Origin of the sequence: Dactylosporangium sp. CS-047395, from assembly GCF_050942185.1 — a bacterium.
Classification (GTDB): Bacteria; Actinomycetota; Actinomycetes; order Mycobacteriales; family Micromonosporaceae; genus Dactylosporangium.
Window position 1 is genome coordinate 9,339,107 of record NZ_CP192015.1, and the last position, 15,654, is coordinate 9,354,760.

Here is a 15,654-nt window from a genome sequence, read left to right on the forward strand (position 1 = left end):
CATAATGCCTCGCCGCCGAGTTTTGTCGTACCCCCGCTCTAGGGTGTCGGCATGAGCGTGACGCGGGCAAACACATTGACGGCCACCTGGGCGTCCATGACCGCCGCAGCCGCGTTCCCGGCGGCTTTCTCGGCGGCGGCCATCTATCCCTTGCTGGCCCTGCTGGCCTCCGTGGCGACCGGCCGCGCGGCATTTGAGTTGTCGGCCGTGGCCCCCACCCCGCTGGACCTCCCGTTGCGCGGCGCCCTGGGCCTGTGGACCCGCGAGGGCACCCCGCTCACGCTGGACTGGGCGGCGCGCGCGGACCCCCGCCTGACCGGCGACCCGCTGATCGACCGCCCGCTGCTGGACGCGTGGGCGGCCGCCCAGACCGGTGCCCCCGTCCCGCCCTTCCACTTACCCGGCGCGGACGAGGACACCCTCATCCTCGCCGCGGCCCTGGCAGTGACGGCGGACTGGACAACCCCGTTCACCGACGGCGTGCTGCGCCCGTTCTCCGGCCCGTGGGCAGGCCGCCGCCTGGCATCGCTGCACCGCCGCACCGCCGACCTGACCCCGCTACGCGTTCTCTCGACTCCTGCCGCCCCGATCACCCTGCTGACGATCACCGGCACCGACGAGGTCGACGTCATCCTGTGCACCGCGGCCGGCCAGGCCTCGCCGCAGACGGTCCTCGCGGCAGCGGTGTCGTCGTTCCCGTCCGCCACGCCCGCACGCAAGGGCCCGGGCGTGGTGTCGGCACTGGTGGACGCCTCCGACCCGACACCGGAGCTGGTGGTGAAAGTTCCGCGCTTCGCCGCTTCGCTGGCGCACGACCTGCTGGCCCCTGCTGCTGCGGACGCCTCCGGTCTTCGGACGCCTTCGACCGTGCTCGGCTCCCCGTCACTTCCGGATGCCTTCGGCTTGCGGGCGGCTTCGACCCCGTCAGCGTTCCCGGGGATCAGCTCCGCACCGCTGCGGGTTTCAGCGGCCGCGGTGAGCGTGGCGGCGGCCTTCACGGCTCCGGGCTTCCGCGCGGCCCCGGTGACGCAGACCCCGATCGTGCCGCTCGCGTACGATCCGCCGCCCCCGGCCACGGCGAGACGCCTGCAGGTGACGGTCCGCTTCGACGAACCGTTCGGCTACTTCGCGGTGCACCGACCGACGGGCCTGGTACTGATGGCCGGCTGGATCGACGAACCGGAGCCCGCCCACTGACGCTCTTTTGCTCTCCCTGATCTCACACAGCAACGCGCCCCGCCGCGCCTCCTTCTCTCTTGATCCGACCCACGAGCGCGCTGACCCCGCGCACAGCACCAAACCTCAACGGACGGGCTGAGCTCGGCCGGCCAGAAGCGGCCTGGCCTGGGCTGGGCTGGGCTGGGTTGCGTTGGGTTGGGTTGGGTTGGGTTGAGCTTGCGTCAACTCATGTCAGAACTTGCGTCAGGCAGCTGCCCCGCTGGGGTCTCAAGCCGGGCAAGCCGCGTCAGACCGAGCCGCGCCCGCCTGCAGCTTCCTCCGTTGCGCAAACCGCAAGATCTGGAGCCTCTCCGGCGCCTCCGGGTGCCCGCCTCCGGGTGCCCGCCTCCGGGTGCCCGCCTCCGGGTGCCCGCCTCCGGCGCCCCTCGCCCTCGCCCCTCGCCCCTCGCTGCGCGAACCGCAAGCGTCACCCTGGCGCCGCAAGGCGCCCCGGCCCGCCACCCACATCGAGCCGGAAGATCGTTTCTGGCGCCTCCGGCGCCACGGCCCGCAACCAACAACGAACCGGAAACTGCTTTCTTCGCCGCAGGCGCCCACGAACCGGCACCACCGAACGACGACCACAACGAACCCGGAACCGAACCACGACCTGGACCACCGAAAGGTGACCAAACTACGGTCCGGACCACGCCAACGCCGTTGCATAGGGCAGGCCGAAGGCGCCCCAAACCCACGACCAGTTGTGGCCCGGTGCTCCCCAGTCCAAGCGGCCGAACCCCGCCGACCAGCCAAGCCATAGAGGGCCGGCGTGAACGCGCGCGCGGGCGTAAGAGCCGAACGAGCCAGCAAGCCCGGGCTGCAAAGGCCGACGCGACACGAACAACGGCGACTGCGGGACGTGCGGCGGCGGGGCGTTCCGGTCTTCCCACGCTATCAACCCCCACCAAGTTGATCAGGGATCCGGTTACCACCCCAACACGCGGTGCTACGAAGGCGGATTCTCAGCCTCGTCGCCAGAGGCCGGAGTCGCGTCAGGACGGCGCCACCGAGCTGGGATTTCGCCTCGCGCTGCCATCTCCTTCCATTTGGCAAATGGATCAAAGTCGTGTTCCAGCGGTTCCTGCTCCGGACGCTCCGCCTCCGGGACGTGGATCAGGTTGACGCGGATGCGGTACCAGACGGAATTGATGCCGCGCATGGAGTCGACCAGGACGTCGGCCGGTTCCAGGAGCGGCCAGACCTTGGGGTGGCGGTCCTTCCAGCGGTCGAGGTCGGCCAGGGCCTCCTCGCGCGTCGCGGTGCGGGTGATCTCGATCAGGGGCATGGTCGGCTGGCGCCGGCCGGCGCCCTTCTTGGCCGGGGCTCGCTTCTTGAAGGTCGACGCCAGCTCCAGCAGGGGTTCCAGGGAGCCGCGGGCGTGTTCGATGCCGGTCCAGGGGTCGGGGCGGCCGGGGACCGTGTCCATGGTGTAGGCCGCCGGGTCGCAACCCGGCACCTCGTCCCAGCTCAGCGGGGTGGAGACCTTGGCCTCCTCGGACGGGCGGATCGAGAAGCCCGAGGCGGTGGTGTGGTCCTTGGCGTTCTGGTTGTAGTCGAGGAACACGCCCTGCCGCTCCTCCTTCCACCACGCGCCGGTCGCGAGATCGGGAGCGCGGCGGGCGACCTCGCGGGCGAAGCCTTCGGCGGCGCGGCGTACCTCGGCGAAGGTCCACCGCGGCTCGATGCGCGCGTAGATGTGGAAGCCGCGGGAGCCTGAGGTCTTGGGCCAGCCGGCCAGGCCGTACTCCTCCAGGACCTCGCGGGCGATCAGCGCCACGTCCACGACCTGGCCCCACGGGACGCCCGGCACCGGGTCGAGGTCGATGCGCAGCTCGTCCGGGTGGTCGAGGTCCTCGGCGAGCACCGAGTGGGTGTGCAGCTCCAGGCAGCCGAGGTTCACGACCCACGCCAGCTGGGCGGCGTCGCGCAGGACGACCTCCTCCGCGGTACGCCCGGACGGGTACCGCAGCTCCGCCGTCTCGATCCATTCTGGGCGTTTGGCGGGTGCGCGCTTCTGGAAGAAGGCCTCGCCCTCGATGCCGTTCACGTACCGCTTGAGCGCCATCGGCCGCCCGCCCGCCCCGCGCAGGGCGCCGTCGGCCACGGCCAGGTAGTAGCGCACCACGTCGAGCTTGGTGCGGCCGGACTTCGGGAAGTACACCTTGTCCGGATTGGTGATCGTCACCTCGCGCCCGGCGACCTCGATCACGTGCTCAGCGCTGCTCGCCATGCGCCGACCCTACTAGGGCCGATCTCCCGCCGCCCGGCCTTCAGCGCCTCAGCGGCGGTCGTCGTCCGTCGGGTCCTCGCCCCGGTCCAGCGCATCCCACAGCTCGGTGTCCGGGTCCCGCTTCCGGGCCGGAGCAGCCGGAGACTCGGAAGAAGAAGAAGAAGCAACAGACGGCCGCTCGTACCGCGAACCCATGCCCGGCCACGACCGTCCCACCCGCACCGTCACCAGCCCCGAAGCCAGTACGACCAGCCCCAGCGGGACACACAGCAGCGGCCACACGAGCTTGACGTCGTCGCCCAAGGTGGCCAGCGCGGCGACCACGATCCCGGCCCCGGCGACCAGCAGCAGCACCCCGACCACCAGCCGGGCCACCGCGCGCGTCGCGAACAACGCGCCCGCCCCGGCCAGCGCGACCACCGCGAGCGCCGGGAGCCACGGCGCCAGCTCGGTGCCGGTGCGGTCGGTGTGCAGGGGTGGCAGCGGCGCGGGCTGGGCGACGGAAAGGGCCTGCCAGGATCGGGTGGCTGCCAGCAGTACCAACGCAGCAGCAACGGCGCAGGCTCCCGCTGTCGTCGCCAGTCCGCGCCGTCCGGTCAACGTCATCGGGCGGGCTTCAGCGTCTCGGCGGTCGCGATGGCGGCCAGCACCGCCGCGGCCTTGTTGCGCGTCTCGGTCTCCTCCGCGATCGGGTCGGAGTCGGCGACGATGCCGGCCCCGGCCTGCACGTACGCGATGCGGTCGCGCAGCAGGGCGGTGCGGATGGCGATCGCGGTGTCCATGTCGCCGCCGAAGCCGAAGTAGCCGACGACCCCGCCGTACAGGCCGCGGCGGGTCGGTTCGAGCTCCTCGATGATCTCCATCGCGCGGACCTTCGGGGCGCCGGACAGGGTGCCGGCGGGGAAGGTGGCGGCGAGGGTGTCGAAGGCGGTGCGGTCGTCGTTGAGCTCGCCGACGACGGTGGAGACGATGTGCATGACGTGCGAGTACCGCTCGACGGTCATGAACTCCGGCACCTCGACCGTGCCCGGCTTGCACACCCGGCCGAGGTCGTTGCGGGCGAGATCGACGAGCATCACGTGCTCGGAACGCTCCTTGGGGTCGGCGAGCAGGTCCGCCGCGAGCGCCGCGTCCTCCTCCGGCGTCGCCCCACGCCAGCGGGTGCCCGCGATGGGGTGCAGCAGCGCTCTTCTTCCATCGACCTTCACGTGTACTTCCGGCGAGGACCCGACCACATCGAAGCCCTCGAAGCGCAGGAGGTACATGTACGGACTCGGATTGGTCGTGCGCAGCACCCGGTAGACGTCGAGGGGGTCGGCGTCGGTCGGGCGCTCGAAGCGCTGGGCGACCACGATCTGGAAGCACTCCCCCGCGCGGATCGCCTCCTTCGCGACCTCGACCGCCTTCGGGTACTCCCCGGCCGGCGTCCGGCTCACCACGTCGCCGAGCGGCACCCGGTCCACAGTGGACACCAGTGGCGGGGTCGGCCGGGACAGGGCGGTGGTCATCGCGTCGAGCCGCCCGATGGCCTGGTGGTACGCCGCGGTCACGGCCGCCTCGTCGGCCCCCGCCTCCGGCAGCACCGCGTTGGCGATCAGCAGCGCGGCGCCCTCGAAGTGGTCGAGCGCGACCAGGTCGGTGGCGAGCATCATCCCCAGCTCGGGGTGGCCGAGGTCGTCGAGGGCGATGTCGGGGAGGCGCTCGAAGCGGCGGACCGCGTCGTACGAGAGGAATCCGACGAGCCCCCCGGACAGCGGCGGCAGGTTGAGCGCCCGCAGGTCCGAGTCGTCGGCGGTCAGCGCGGCGATCGTGGCCCGCAGCACCTCGGTCGGGGCGCCGTCGAGCGGGACGTTGGCCGGGGGCGCACCGAGCCAGTGCGCACGCCCGTCGCGCTCGACGAGGGTGGCGGCACTGCGGACACCGATGAAGCTGTACCGCGACCACACCGCCCCGGCCGCGCCCGCCCCCTGCTCGGCGGACTCGAGCAGGAACGTGCCCGGGCCGCCGGCGAGCTTGCGGTAGACGCCGACCGGGGTCTCACCGTCGGCCAGCAGCCGGCGTGTCACCGGGACGACACGGCGGGTGCGCGCGAGCTCGCGGAAGGTGGCCTCGTCGGGGGCCACGGCGCCGGTCGTCATCCGGTTACCTCCAGTGGGGTGTAGAAGCACGTGTGGTTGCCGGTGTGGCACGCGGCGCCGGTCTGCTCGACCGTGACCAGCAAAGTGTCGCCGTCACAGTCGATCGCGACGGCCTTGACGTGCTGGTGGTGGCCGGAGGTCTCGCCCTTCACCCAGTACTCCCCGCGGCTGCGCGACCAGTACGTGGCCCGCCCCGTGGTGAGCGTGCGATGCAGCGCCTCGTCGTCCATCCACGCGAGCATCAGCACCTCGCCGGTGCCGTGCTCCTGCACGATCGCCGGCACCAGCCCGGCCTCGTTACGACGGAGACGGTTCGCGACTTCTGGATCAAGGTTCGACGGCACGACGGCAATTCTCCCGCACCGCACGAACTCGGCGGTTTGGGGTCTATGGCTGCTGGTGTTGAGGGGGTACCTTGCAGGTGCGCCGCCAGGAAGATCTGAGCGGTCGTCCACCCTTCCCCGCCTGCCGACGGCCACCCCCTACCCGTCTTCCAGGGGGCACCCCAGCCGTCCGGCCATGCGGTCGTCGGTCCCGGGCGCCGCACGGCCTCCCGGCGTCCGCGACCCCTGCGCTGAGCCAACCAGCAGTCCGACCGGGTGGCTGCCCCCGTTCGGACCGAGCCGGACGGAGGACCCATGCAACCCAACCTCACCCCGCCGAACGACCAAACCCCGCCGACCGACCAACCACCGGCGGACGCCCCCGCCGAGACGGCCGAGGCGGTCGTACCGTCGCCGCGCCAGCCGCTCGACGCCGAAGCCGAAGCCACCACCACCGAAGCCGTCTCGACCGACGCCCCTGCGGCCGAGCCTGCTGACGCCTCCCCCGCCTCCCCTTCCACCGAGGAGCCACTCGCCGAAGGCGAACACCTGGCGGACGACCCGGCGATCTCGGTCGCCGTGCCGGACGACATCTCGGCCCTCGTCGGGCCGGCAACCGGGGTCGAGGACACCGAGGCCGTCGCGGAGGACGACACCCCGGCCATCACCGACTCGACCGCCGCCCCAACGGAGAGCGAGGCAACCACAGATGCCGACCCGCTCACGAACGCCGAAACGCCGCCGACCGACGCCACGCCTACGGAGACGTCGGACATCACGCTTGAGAACGACGCATCGACACTGACCGACCCCGCCGAGGACGCTGAGCCCACGGACGCCGCCGCCGAGGACATCGCCGCCGAACCCGCCGAGACCGCGACCGCCGAGGGCGCGGACGCTGTCGCCGAGGACGTGGCGACCGAGACCGACGAGCCCGCGGACGCTGTGGCCGAGGACGTCACGGCCGAGACCGACGACGCTGCGGACGAACCGGCCGCCGAGGTCGCCGAGGACGCTGTCGCCGAGGACGTGGCGACCGACGAGCCCGCCGACGCTGTGGCCGAGGACGTCACGGCCGAGACCGACGAGGCTGCGGACGAGCCGGCCGCCGAGGTCGCCGAGGACGCTGTCGCCGAGGACGTGGCAGCCGAGACCGACGAGCCCACGGACGCCGTCGCGGAGGACGTCACGGCCGAGACCGACGAGCCCGCCGACGCTGCAACCGAGGACGTCACGGCCGAGACCGACGAGGCGGCGGACGAGCCCGAGGTCGTCGAGGACGCCGTGGCCGAGACCGACGACGCCGAGGCTGCCGACGCCGTGGCCGAGGACGTCGACGCGGAAACCACCGAAGACACCGCGGCCGAGGCTGACGACGCCGAGGTCGTTGCCGAGGACGCCACCGCGGAGACCGACGAGCCCGCGGAAGAGCCGGCCGCCGAGAGCACCGAAGACGCCGAGGTTGCCGACACGGTTGCCGAAGACGCCACGGCCGAGACCGACGAGACCGCGGACGCCGAGGGCGCGGACGCTGTCGCGGAGGATGTGGCCGCCGAGACCGACGAGACCGTGGAAGAGCCGGCCGCCGAGAGCACCGAAGACGCCGAGGTCGCCGACGCCGTTGCGGAAGACGTGACCGCGGAGACCGACGAGCCCGCGGACGCCGAGGGCGCTGAAGAGCCGGCGGCCGAGGTGGCAGAGGACGTTGACGCCGAGACCACCGAAGACGCCGCGGCCGAAGCTGACGACGCCGAGGTTGCCGACGCCGTGGCCGAGGACGCCACCGCCGAGACCGACGAGGCTGCGGACGCCGAGATCGCCGACGAGCCGGCCGCCGAAGTGGCCGAAGACGTCGAGGCCGAGAGCACCGACGACGCCGGGGACGCGGAAGCCACCGAGGAGCCGGCCGCTGAGGCCGACACCGAGTCGGACGAAGAGGCTGCTGAGGAGCCCGCCGCGGAGAGCGACGCCGACGCCGAGGACGAGGTCGCCGACGAGCCGGTTGCTGAGGCTGAGGCTGCGGAGGACGAGTCGGCCGACGAGGAGCCGGCTGCCGAGGTCGCCGCGGACGTCGCCGCCGAGAGCAGCGACGACGCCGAAGCCGAAGCAGCGGAAGCCGCCGAGGAGCCCGCCGCCGAGAGCAGCGACGACGCCGAGGCCGTTGAGGTTGCGGAGGAGCCGGTTGCTGAGGCTGCCGGGGATGAGGCGGCGGACGAGGCGGCGGACGAGGAGGTGGCGGTGGTCGAGGCCGTTGCGGACGAGGACGGCGAGAGCGCGGCCACGCCCGAGACGATTGCCATTGCCGAGGAGCAGACCAACGCTGAGCTTGCCCGTGAGGCGGCTCTTGAGGAGGCGGCCGAGGTCGTTGCGGCTGAGGACGTTGCCGAGGAGTTGGCGGCTGAGGCTGACGAGGCGGCGGGCGACGCGGCTGCCGAGGACGTCGTGATTGTGGTGGCCGACGCTGGCGAAGAGCCCGCGGTTGAGGCCGAAGACGTCGTGCTCATCGTGGCCGACGCCGATGCCGGCGAGACCGCCGCCCAGGGCGACGCCGAAGAAGGCGACGCCGAGGGCGAGGACATTGTGCTCGTGGTTGTCGAGGAAGACGCCGAGGAGGACGCGCCCGCCGAGGTTGACGCCGTTGTGCTGGTGATCGCGGACGAAGCGGCCGACGAAGCGGCCGACGAAGCGGCCGACGAAGCGGCCGACGACGAGGACGAAGACGAGGACGTCGTCGTGGCTGCGGCTGACGAGGACGACGAGGACGAAGACGAGGACGAGCTCGTCGCATCCGCTGAGGACGATGAGGACGAGGACCAGGACGCCGGCGAGGACGTTGTGCTTGTGGTTGCCGATGTCGCCGGTGAGGACGGGGTTGAGGAAGGCGTCCTGCTCGTCGTCGCGGAAGTTGATGAGGACGAGGAAGAGGTCGACGAGGACGAGCTGGAGTATGCGGCCGTGGCGCCGGCGCCGTTGCGGCCTGGGGACATTGTTGAAGAGCGGATTGTGCTGTGGAAGCGCAAGCGGGCTGACAAGTTCCGGTCGCGGCTGGTGAAGGCCGAGTCGAAGTTCGTCGACGACCCGGTGAAGGCGGTTGCCCGCGCCAGTGCTGTGGTCAGTGACGCGATCGAGACCCTGGCCGAGAAGTTGCAGGAGCAGCAGCACGCGCTCAACCCGGGGAAGTCGTCGAAGCACCCTGACACCGAGGCGCTGCGGGTGGCGTTGCGGCAGTACAAGGACTTCTTGGAGCGGGTGCTGTCACTGTAAGGAGCGACCAGAAGGCGGGCCGGTTGACGCCGGTCCGCCTTTTTGCGAATAGATTGGGGCCATGGCAGCCGGGGGGCGCCGGTTCGTACCGCTGCAGGTGCGCATCGCGGTGACGGGTTTCAACGCGGTGGGTGCCGTCATGTTCACGCTCGCGCTGACGGCGCTCGGCGTGCTGCTGTCGGGGATGCAGGTGGATCCGGTGGCTCAGGGCGGTACCGGATATCTGGATTTTGTTCTGTTCTTCAACGCCGCGCTGTTTCTGTCACCGCTGGCCGGGGTCCTGGTGTTTCTCGGCGTGCGGGTGCGCCGCGGCGAGCACTGGGCGTGGCTGTCGAGCCTGGTGTTCTGGGGGTTCGTCGGCACGATGATGCCGCTGCTGGCCTGGGTGCTGGAGGCGCCGCTCGGGCTGCGGCTGCTCCCGATCTTCGGCGCGGCGGGGATGGTGGCGCTGCTCATGACGCCGCAGGCGCGGCTGCACTGCGCGGACCCCGACGACTAGGGCAGCGGGTCGGCCAGGTACCGCTGGATCGTGGGCGCGACGTTGCGCACGATCTCCTCGGGGGGCATCGATGCCAGGGGTTCGAGTTTCAGGATGTACCGCAGCATCGCCATCCCGATCATCTGCGAGGCGACCAGGGAGGCCCGGGTCGGGGCCTCGGCCGGGTCGAGGTCCAGGGTCCGCGTGGCGCGCCGCAGGACCTGGCTGACCAGGAACTCGCGCAGCATGCGGGCCGACCAGTCGTGCTGCATGGCGCTGCGGACGAGGGCGACGACGGGCGTGCCGGCCGGGGAGTCCCAGACGGACAGGAACATCCGCACGAGCCGCTCGCCGACGCCGTCGAGGCCGGGTTCGAAGACCTGGGGCAGCAGCTGGCCGGGGTCGATGGGGGCGTTCATGGTGGCCAGGAACAGCTGGTCCTTGGCCCCGAAGTAGTGGTGCACCAGCGCGGGGTCGACCCCCGCGCCGGTCGCGATCTGCCGGATCGACGCCCCGTCGAAGCCGCGCTCGGCGAAGGCTTTGCGCGCCGCGTCCAGGATCGCCTCGCGGGTGTCCTGGTTGCCGGGGCGCCGACCGGTACGAGCCATTGGATCAGCCTATGCGGTGCGCCGGCGCAGCGTCGCGGCGCCGAGGAGCAGGGCGACGACCACGCAGCCGACGACGATGCCGAGGTCGCGCCACATGATGCCGGTCGGGTCGGGGTGCGCGCCCAGTTCGGTGAGGGCCTGCACGGCGTACGACATGGGCAGCACGTCGCTGATCGCCTCCATCCAGCCGGGCATGCGGTCGCGGGGCTGGAGCAGGCCGCAGAGCAGGACCTGGGGCAGTACCACAGCGGGCATGAACTGCACGGCCTGGAACTCGCTGTCGGCGAACGCGCTGACCAGCAGGCCGAGGGCCATGCCGAGGACGGAGTTGCCGACGGCGATCACACCGACCAGCCAGGCCGGGCCGAGGGTGTCCAGACCCAGCAGCCAGTACGCGAGCGCCGACGCGAGCGCCGCCTGCACCGCGGCCGCCACGGCGAACGCGAGCCCGTAGCCGAGCAGGATGTCGACCTTGCCGATCGGGGTGGTCAGCAGCCGTTCGAGGGTGCCGCTGGTGCGTTCGCGGAGCATCGCCACACTCGTGAGCAGGAACATGATCACGAGCGGGAAGACCCCGAGCATGATCAGGCCGACCCGGTCGAACAGGAACGGGTTGTCGTCGTAGAGGTACCGCAGCAGCGTCAGCAGCACCGTCGGCACCACGAGGATGAGCGCGATGGTCCGCCGGTCGTGGCGCAGCTGGCGCAGGATCCGCGCGGCGGTGCCGAAGGTCAGTCGCAGGGACATGGCTCAGCCCACCGTTTCCGTCGCGAGCGTTTCCGTCTCGTGGGCCTGAACCAGGCGCAGGAAGGCCTCGTCGAGGTCGTCGGTGCCGGCGGACTCGCGGACCGCGGCGGGGGTCTGATCGGCGATGAGGTACCCCTCGCGGATCAGCAGCAGGCGGTCGCAGCGGCCCGCCTCGTCCATCACGTGGCTGGAGACGAGCAGCGTGGAGCCGGCCGCGGCCATGGCGTGGAAGCGCTGCCAGAGCTCGTTGCGCAGCACCGGGTCCTGCCCGACGGTGGGCTCGTCGAGCACCAGCAGCTGCGGCCGGCCGACGATCGCGCAGGCCAGCGAGGCGCGGGCCCGCTGCCCGCCGGAGAGGCGGCCGACCAGCTGGTCCTTGGCCTTGCTCAGGCCGACGTCGGAGATGGCCGCGTCGGCGTCCTTGGCGCCGAGGCCGTACAGCGAGGCGAAGTACCGCGCGTTCTCCCGCACGGTCAGGTCGGCGTAGACGCTGGGGGCCTGGGTGAGGTAGCCGACCTTGTCGCGCAGCGGCGCCGAGCCGGCGGGGTGGCTGAGCACGGTGACGGTGCCGCTCGCGACCTTCTGGACGCCGACGACGGCGCGCATGAGGGTCGTCTTGCCGCTGCCGCTGGGGCCGAGCAGGCCGGTGACGCTGCCCTGGGGGACGGTGCAGGTGAAGTCGTGCAGCACCCGCCGTTTGCCGCGCACGACCACGAGGTGCTCGACCTCGATCGCGTTGCTCATCGGGGTGGTCCTTCCTGGCGGTGAAACCTGGATGGGGGTCGAACTCAACACCTGATGAACTCAACGGTAGATGAAATCCGCGCGCAGGAGCAAGCCCGCAAAGACGACAGTCACGAATTTCAGCGCACGCGACCAAACCAGACCGCGCCACGCCGACGCCAGCCGCGGCAACACGCCGACGCCGGACACCGACACGCGCGATCAGCACGCCCGGTCAAGCCGGGCCGGGCGTGCTGAGCCGGCGTGCGTGAATCAGCGCGTTTGTTCGAGCCAGGACGCGTACAAGCGCGCGTAGATCGAGTCAGGGTCGGTGAGCAGCGACTCGTGCGGCCCCCGCTGCACCACCCGCCCCTTGTCCACCACGATCACCTCGTCGGCGGACTGCGCGGTCGACAGCCGGTGCGCGATCGCGATCGTGGTGCGCCCCCGGGTCACCGCGTCGAGCGTGCGCTGCAGCCGGACCTCGGTGGCCGGGTCGACGGCGCTCGTGGCCTCGTCGAGCACCAGCAGGTCGGGGTCGGCCACGTACGCCCGGGCAAGGGCCACCAGCTGCCGCTCCCCCACCGACAGCGACTCCCCCCGCTCCCCGACCTGCGTGTGCAGGCCCGCGGGCAGCGAGTCGAGCCAGTCGATCAGGCCCAGCCCGGTGAACGCGGCGGTCAGCTCGGCGTCGGTCAGGGCCGGCCGGGCGAAGCGGACGTTGTCGGCGATCGTCGCGTCGAACAGGAAGCCGTCCTGCGGCACCATCACGACCCGGCTGCGCAGCGAGTCGAACCGCAGCTCGTCCAGCGGCACGCCGGAGAGCAGGACCCGGCCGGTGCTCGGGTCCATCAGCCGGGTCAGCAGCTTGGCGAAGGTGGTCTTGCCGCTGCCGGTCTCGCCGACGACGGCGACGCGGGTGCGGGCGGCCACGGTCAGGTCGACGTCGCTGAGGACCTCGGGCCCGTCCGGGTACGCGAAGTGCACGTGATCGAACCGCACGTCGATCGGCCCGTCGGGCAGGGCCCGGCCCGACTTGCCGGGATCGGCCACATCGGGCTCCGTCTCGATGATGTCGAGCACCCGCCGCCAGCCGGCGATCGCGTTCTGGGCCTCGTTGAGCACCTCGGTCGCCACCTGCACCGGCTGGACGAACAGCGTGGCCAGGAACAGGAACGCGGTGAGCCGCCCGACGGTCAGGTCGCCGCCCACGCCCAGCAGGGTGCCCACCACGATCACGCCGGCGAGCGCGAGCCCGGCCGCGAGCTCCCCGAAGCTCATGCTGATCACGTTGTTGGTCTGGGCCCGGAACAGGTTGCGGCGGGCCTTCTCGATCGAGCCGTCGAGCCGCTCGCCGGTGCGGCGCTGGATGCCGTACGCGCGCACGACCGGGGCGCCGACCACGCTCTCCGCGATGACGCCCAGCATGCTGCCGACGCTTTCGCGGACCTCCAGGTAGAGCACGCTCAGCCGGCGCTGGAAGTGCCGCACCACGAAGATCAGCGGAGCGAACGCGGCGAAGACGACCAGGGTGAGCTGCCAGGAGTAGACGAGCATCACGACTGTGGTGACCGTGAGCTGGCCCAGGTTGATCACGAACAGCAGGCCGCCGAACTGCAGGAACTGGCTGATCTGGTCGACGTCGCCGGTGACCCGGGAGACGAGCGCGCCGCGCCGCTCGGACTGCTGGTGCAGCATCGACAGGTCGTGGATGTGCCGGAAGGTGCGGGCCCGGATGCCGGCCAGCGCGGTCTCGCTGACCGTGAACAGGCGCACGTTCATGAGGTACGCGCTGATCATGGTCAGGAACAGGACGCCCGCCGTCACGGTCACGATCCGGGTGATGACGCCCAGGTCGGGGCCGCCCGGGGCCTGGATGCCGTGGTCGATGCCCTGCTGGATGGCGATCGGCACGGCGACCCGGCCGGCCGTGGCGACCAGGGCCAGGCCGAGCGTGCCGGCCAGGCCGGTGAACAGCTCCGGGGACAGGGCCAGGCCCCGGCGCAGGATCGAGGCCCGGGTGTCCGGGGCGGCGGCGGTGGCGTTCTCGACGGTGGTCATGCGGGCTGGGTCTCCTCGTCGAGGCGCGGTGCGGACTCGCGGCCGTCGTCCAGCCGGTCGCCGTCGAAGGCGTGCTCGCGCTCCCGCTCCTCCTCGGCCTTCTCGTAGGCGGTGACCAGGTCGGCGTAGCCGGGCGCGGTCTCCAGCAGCTCGCCGTGGGTGCCGCGGGCCACGACCCGGCCCCGTTCGAGGTAGACCACCTCGTCGGCCAGGGCGATGGTGGCCCGGCGGTAGGCCACGACCAGGATCGAGGCCGCCTGGGTGTCGCCGTCGTCGCGGCGCAGCGCGGCCAGGATCGCCGCCTCCACCCGCGGGTCCACCGCGCTGGTGGCGTCGTCGAGCACGAGCAGCCGCGGCGACCCGGCCAGCGCGCGGGCGATCGTGAGCCGCTGGCGCTGGCCGCCGGACAGCGACGTGCCGCGCTCGCCGACGGTGGTGTCGAGCCCGTCGGACAGGTGCCCGACGAACCCGTCGGCCTGGGCCAGCCGCAGCGCCTTCCAGGCCTGCCCGTCGTCGACGCCGGCCCGGTCGAGCGTGATGTTGCCGCGGATGGTGTCGTCGAAGACGAACGGGACCTGGGCCACGAGCGCGGTCGCGCCGGTGAGGCTGTCCTGGCTGAGCTCGCGCAGGTCCACCCCGTCGAGCGTCACGGTGCCGGCGGCCGGGTCGACCAGCCGGGCGGCGAGCGCGGCCACGGTCGACTTGCCGGAGCCGGTGGGGCCGACCAGCGCGACGGTACGCCCGGCCGGCACCTCGAACGTCACCCCGCTCAGCACCGCCGGCCCGGCCCCGTCCTCGTCGGTGTAGGCGAAGTCCACGCCGTCGAAGCGCAGCGCGGCCGGGGCGGTGCCGGTCAGCTCGGTCGTGCCGTAGACGGTGTCGCCCTCGGCGTCGAGCACGCGGCGGATCCGCTCCCAGCCCACGACGCTGCGGGGCAGCTCGGCGAGGACCCAGCCGATCGCCCGGACCGGGAAGGCCAGCACGGTGAACAGGAACGCGACGCTGACGACCTCTTCCACGCCGACCGCACCGGAGCGGAACCGGTAGCTGCCCACGACCAGCACGGCCAAGGTGCCGATGCTCGGCAGCGCGTCGAGAACCGGGTCGAACATGGCCCGGACCCGCCCGACGCGGATGGTGGCGTCGCGCAGCTCGACCGCCTTGGCCGCGAACCGCTCGGTCTCCGACGCCTCCCGCCCCATGGTCTTGACCACCAGGGCGCCGTCGAAGCTCTCGTGCGCGACCGCGCTGACGTCGGCCCGCAGCTGCTGGGCCCTGGCCACCCGGGGCGACATGCGGCGCGAATACGCCACGTTGACCAGCAGCAGCGCCGGGAAGATGGCCAGCCCGACCAGCGCCATCGCCCAGTCGGTGACGAACAGCGACGCGACCGCGGCCACGAGCATGACGACCGTGCCGACCGCGAACGGGAACGGCGCGATCGGATACCAGGCCGACTCGACGTCCGCGTTGGCGTTGGACAGCAGCGTGCCGGTGGCGTGGCGCTGGTGCCACGCGAGCGGCAGGCGCAGATAGCGGCGGGTCACCGCCCGGCGGTACTTCGCCTGCAGGTTGAACTGCATCGCGCCCGCCCCGAGCCGGCGGCCGAAGATCCCCACGATCTTGCCGAGGCTCACCGCGAGCACCGACAGCCCGCCCAGCACCAGGGTGCCGGTGGCCACGCTGCCGCGGCTGAACGCGGGCACCACGATCTCGCCGACCACCCGCCCCGACACGAACGCGGTGGCGATGGTCAGCAGGCTGAACAGCACGCTGCCGAGCACCGACCAGACGAACATGTGAGGCTCGTCACGGACCGCGTGGCCGAGCACCCGGAAGCCCTTCGCGAGCACCTTGCCACTGG

Annotated in this window: 12 protein-coding genes; 3 read left to right on the forward strand and 9 right to left on the reverse strand. The window is 72.0% G+C overall.

Going from position 1 to position 15,654, the window contains the following annotated elements; all coding sequences use genetic code 11:
* Positions 1-51 precede the first annotated feature (51 nt).
* Positions 52-1,197, forward strand: coding sequence for a hypothetical protein (locus ACQP00_RS43690; protein ID WP_433208662.1), 1,146 nt, complete (start codon positions 52-54; stop codon positions 1,195-1,197).
* A gap of 967 nt (positions 1,198-2,164) precedes the next feature.
* Here the strand turns inward: ACQP00_RS43690 and ligD are convergent.
* Genes ligD through hisI form a run of 4 tightly spaced genes read right to left on the reverse strand, consistent with a single transcriptional unit; the run spans position 2,165 to position 5,930 of the window.
* Positions 2,165-3,448 (reverse strand): non-homologous end-joining DNA ligase, encoded by a 1,284-nt coding sequence (gene ligD / locus ACQP00_RS43695; RefSeq protein WP_433208665.1) that lies wholly within the window; start codon positions 3,446-3,448, stop codon positions 2,165-2,167.
* A 48-nt stretch (positions 3,449-3,496) separates the two neighbouring features.
* Positions 3,497-3,991: a Trp biosynthesis-associated membrane protein gene (locus tag ACQP00_RS43700; protein WP_433208668.1), complete on the reverse strand. Its 495-nt coding sequence runs from the start codon at positions 3,989-3,991 to the stop codon at positions 3,497-3,499.
* Between the two features lie 59 nt (positions 3,992-4,050).
* Positions 4,051-5,586 carry an anthranilate synthase component I gene (locus tag ACQP00_RS43705; RefSeq protein ID WP_433208671.1) on the reverse strand — a complete coding sequence of 512 codons (1,536 nt, stop codon included), beginning with the start codon at positions 5,584-5,586 and terminating at the stop codon, positions 4,051-4,053.
* A complete protein-coding gene (hisI, locus tag ACQP00_RS43710; protein ID WP_433208674.1) occupies positions 5,583-5,930 on the reverse strand; it encodes a phosphoribosyl-AMP cyclohydrolase in 348 nt (115 codons plus the stop codon). The genes ACQP00_RS43705 and hisI overlap by 4 nt, the downstream gene beginning before the upstream one ends.
* A 294-nt stretch (positions 5,931-6,224) precedes the next feature.
* Between hisI and ACQP00_RS43715 the strand changes: the two genes are divergently transcribed.
* A complete protein-coding gene (locus ACQP00_RS43715; protein ID WP_433208677.1) occupies positions 6,225-9,173 on the forward strand; it encodes a hypothetical protein in 2,949 nt (982 codons plus the stop codon).
* A gap of 61 nt (positions 9,174-9,234) precedes the next feature.
* Positions 9,235-9,672 carry a hypothetical protein gene (locus ACQP00_RS43720; protein ID WP_433208679.1) on the forward strand — a complete coding sequence of 146 codons (438 nt, stop codon included), beginning with the start codon at positions 9,235-9,237 and terminating at the stop codon, positions 9,670-9,672.
* On the opposite strand, the gene ACQP00_RS43725 is transcribed toward ACQP00_RS43720, so the two are convergent.
* The 5 genes from ACQP00_RS43725 to ACQP00_RS43745 all read right to left on the reverse strand — a co-directional run bounded on the left by ACQP00_RS43725 (position 9,669) and on the right by ACQP00_RS43745 (position 15,643).
* Positions 9,669-10,259: a TetR family transcriptional regulator gene (locus ACQP00_RS43725; protein WP_433208682.1), complete on the reverse strand. Its 591-nt coding sequence runs from the start codon at positions 10,257-10,259 to the stop codon at positions 9,669-9,671. The genes ACQP00_RS43720 and ACQP00_RS43725 overlap by 4 nt on opposite strands.
* Before the next feature lie 9 nt (positions 10,260-10,268).
* A complete protein-coding gene (locus ACQP00_RS43730) occupies positions 10,269-11,006 on the reverse strand; it encodes an ABC transporter permease (protein WP_433208685.1) in 738 nt (245 codons plus the stop codon).
* A 3-nt stretch (positions 11,007-11,009) separates the two neighbouring features.
* The gene (locus ACQP00_RS43735) at positions 11,010-11,750 is read right to left on the reverse strand and encodes an ABC transporter ATP-binding protein (protein ID WP_433208688.1); all 741 of its coding nucleotides are present in this window, start codon (positions 11,748-11,750) and stop codon (positions 11,010-11,012) included.
* A 252-nt stretch (positions 11,751-12,002) separates the two neighbouring features.
* Entirely contained in the window at positions 12,003-13,790 is a 1,788-nt protein-coding gene (locus ACQP00_RS43740; protein ID WP_433208695.1) for an ABC transporter ATP-binding protein, read from the reverse strand.
* Complete coding sequence (locus tag ACQP00_RS43745; RefSeq protein WP_433224203.1) at positions 13,787-15,643, reverse strand: ABC transporter ATP-binding protein; 1,857 nt, start codon at positions 15,641-15,643, stop codon at positions 13,787-13,789. Before ACQP00_RS43745 ends, ACQP00_RS43740 begins: the two co-directional genes overlap by 4 nt.
* Positions 15,644-15,654 lie beyond the last annotated feature (11 nt).

Coding starts and splice junctions, on each gene's coding strand:
- ligD (WP_433208665.1), bottom strand. CDS start 3,448: ATGGCGAGCAGCGCTGAGCACGTGATCGAGGTCGCCGGGCGCGAGGTG.
- ACQP00_RS43690 (WP_433208662.1), top strand. CDS start 52: ATGAGCGTGACGCGGGCAAACACATTGACGGCCACCTGGGCGTCCATG.
- ACQP00_RS43705 (WP_433208671.1), bottom strand. CDS start 5,586: ATGACGACCGGCGCCGTGGCCCCCGACGAGGCCACCTTCCGCGAGCTC.
- ACQP00_RS43735 (WP_433208688.1), bottom strand. CDS start 11,750: ATGAGCAACGCGATCGAGGTCGAGCACCTCGTGGTCGTGCGCGGCAAA.
- ACQP00_RS43720 (WP_433208679.1), top strand. CDS start 9,235: ATGGCAGCCGGGGGGCGCCGGTTCGTACCGCTGCAGGTGCGCATCGCG.
- ACQP00_RS43730 (WP_433208685.1), bottom strand. CDS start 11,006: ATGTCCCTGCGACTGACCTTCGGCACCGCCGCGCGGATCCTGCGCCAG.
- ACQP00_RS43725 (WP_433208682.1), bottom strand. CDS start 10,259: ATGGCTCGTACCGGTCGGCGCCCCGGCAACCAGGACACCCGCGAGGCG.
- ACQP00_RS43740 (WP_433208695.1), bottom strand. CDS start 13,790: ATGACCACCGTCGAGAACGCCACCGCCGCCGCCCCGGACACCCGGGCC.
- ACQP00_RS43715 (WP_433208677.1), top strand. CDS start 6,225: ATGCAACCCAACCTCACCCCGCCGAACGACCAAACCCCGCCGACCGAC.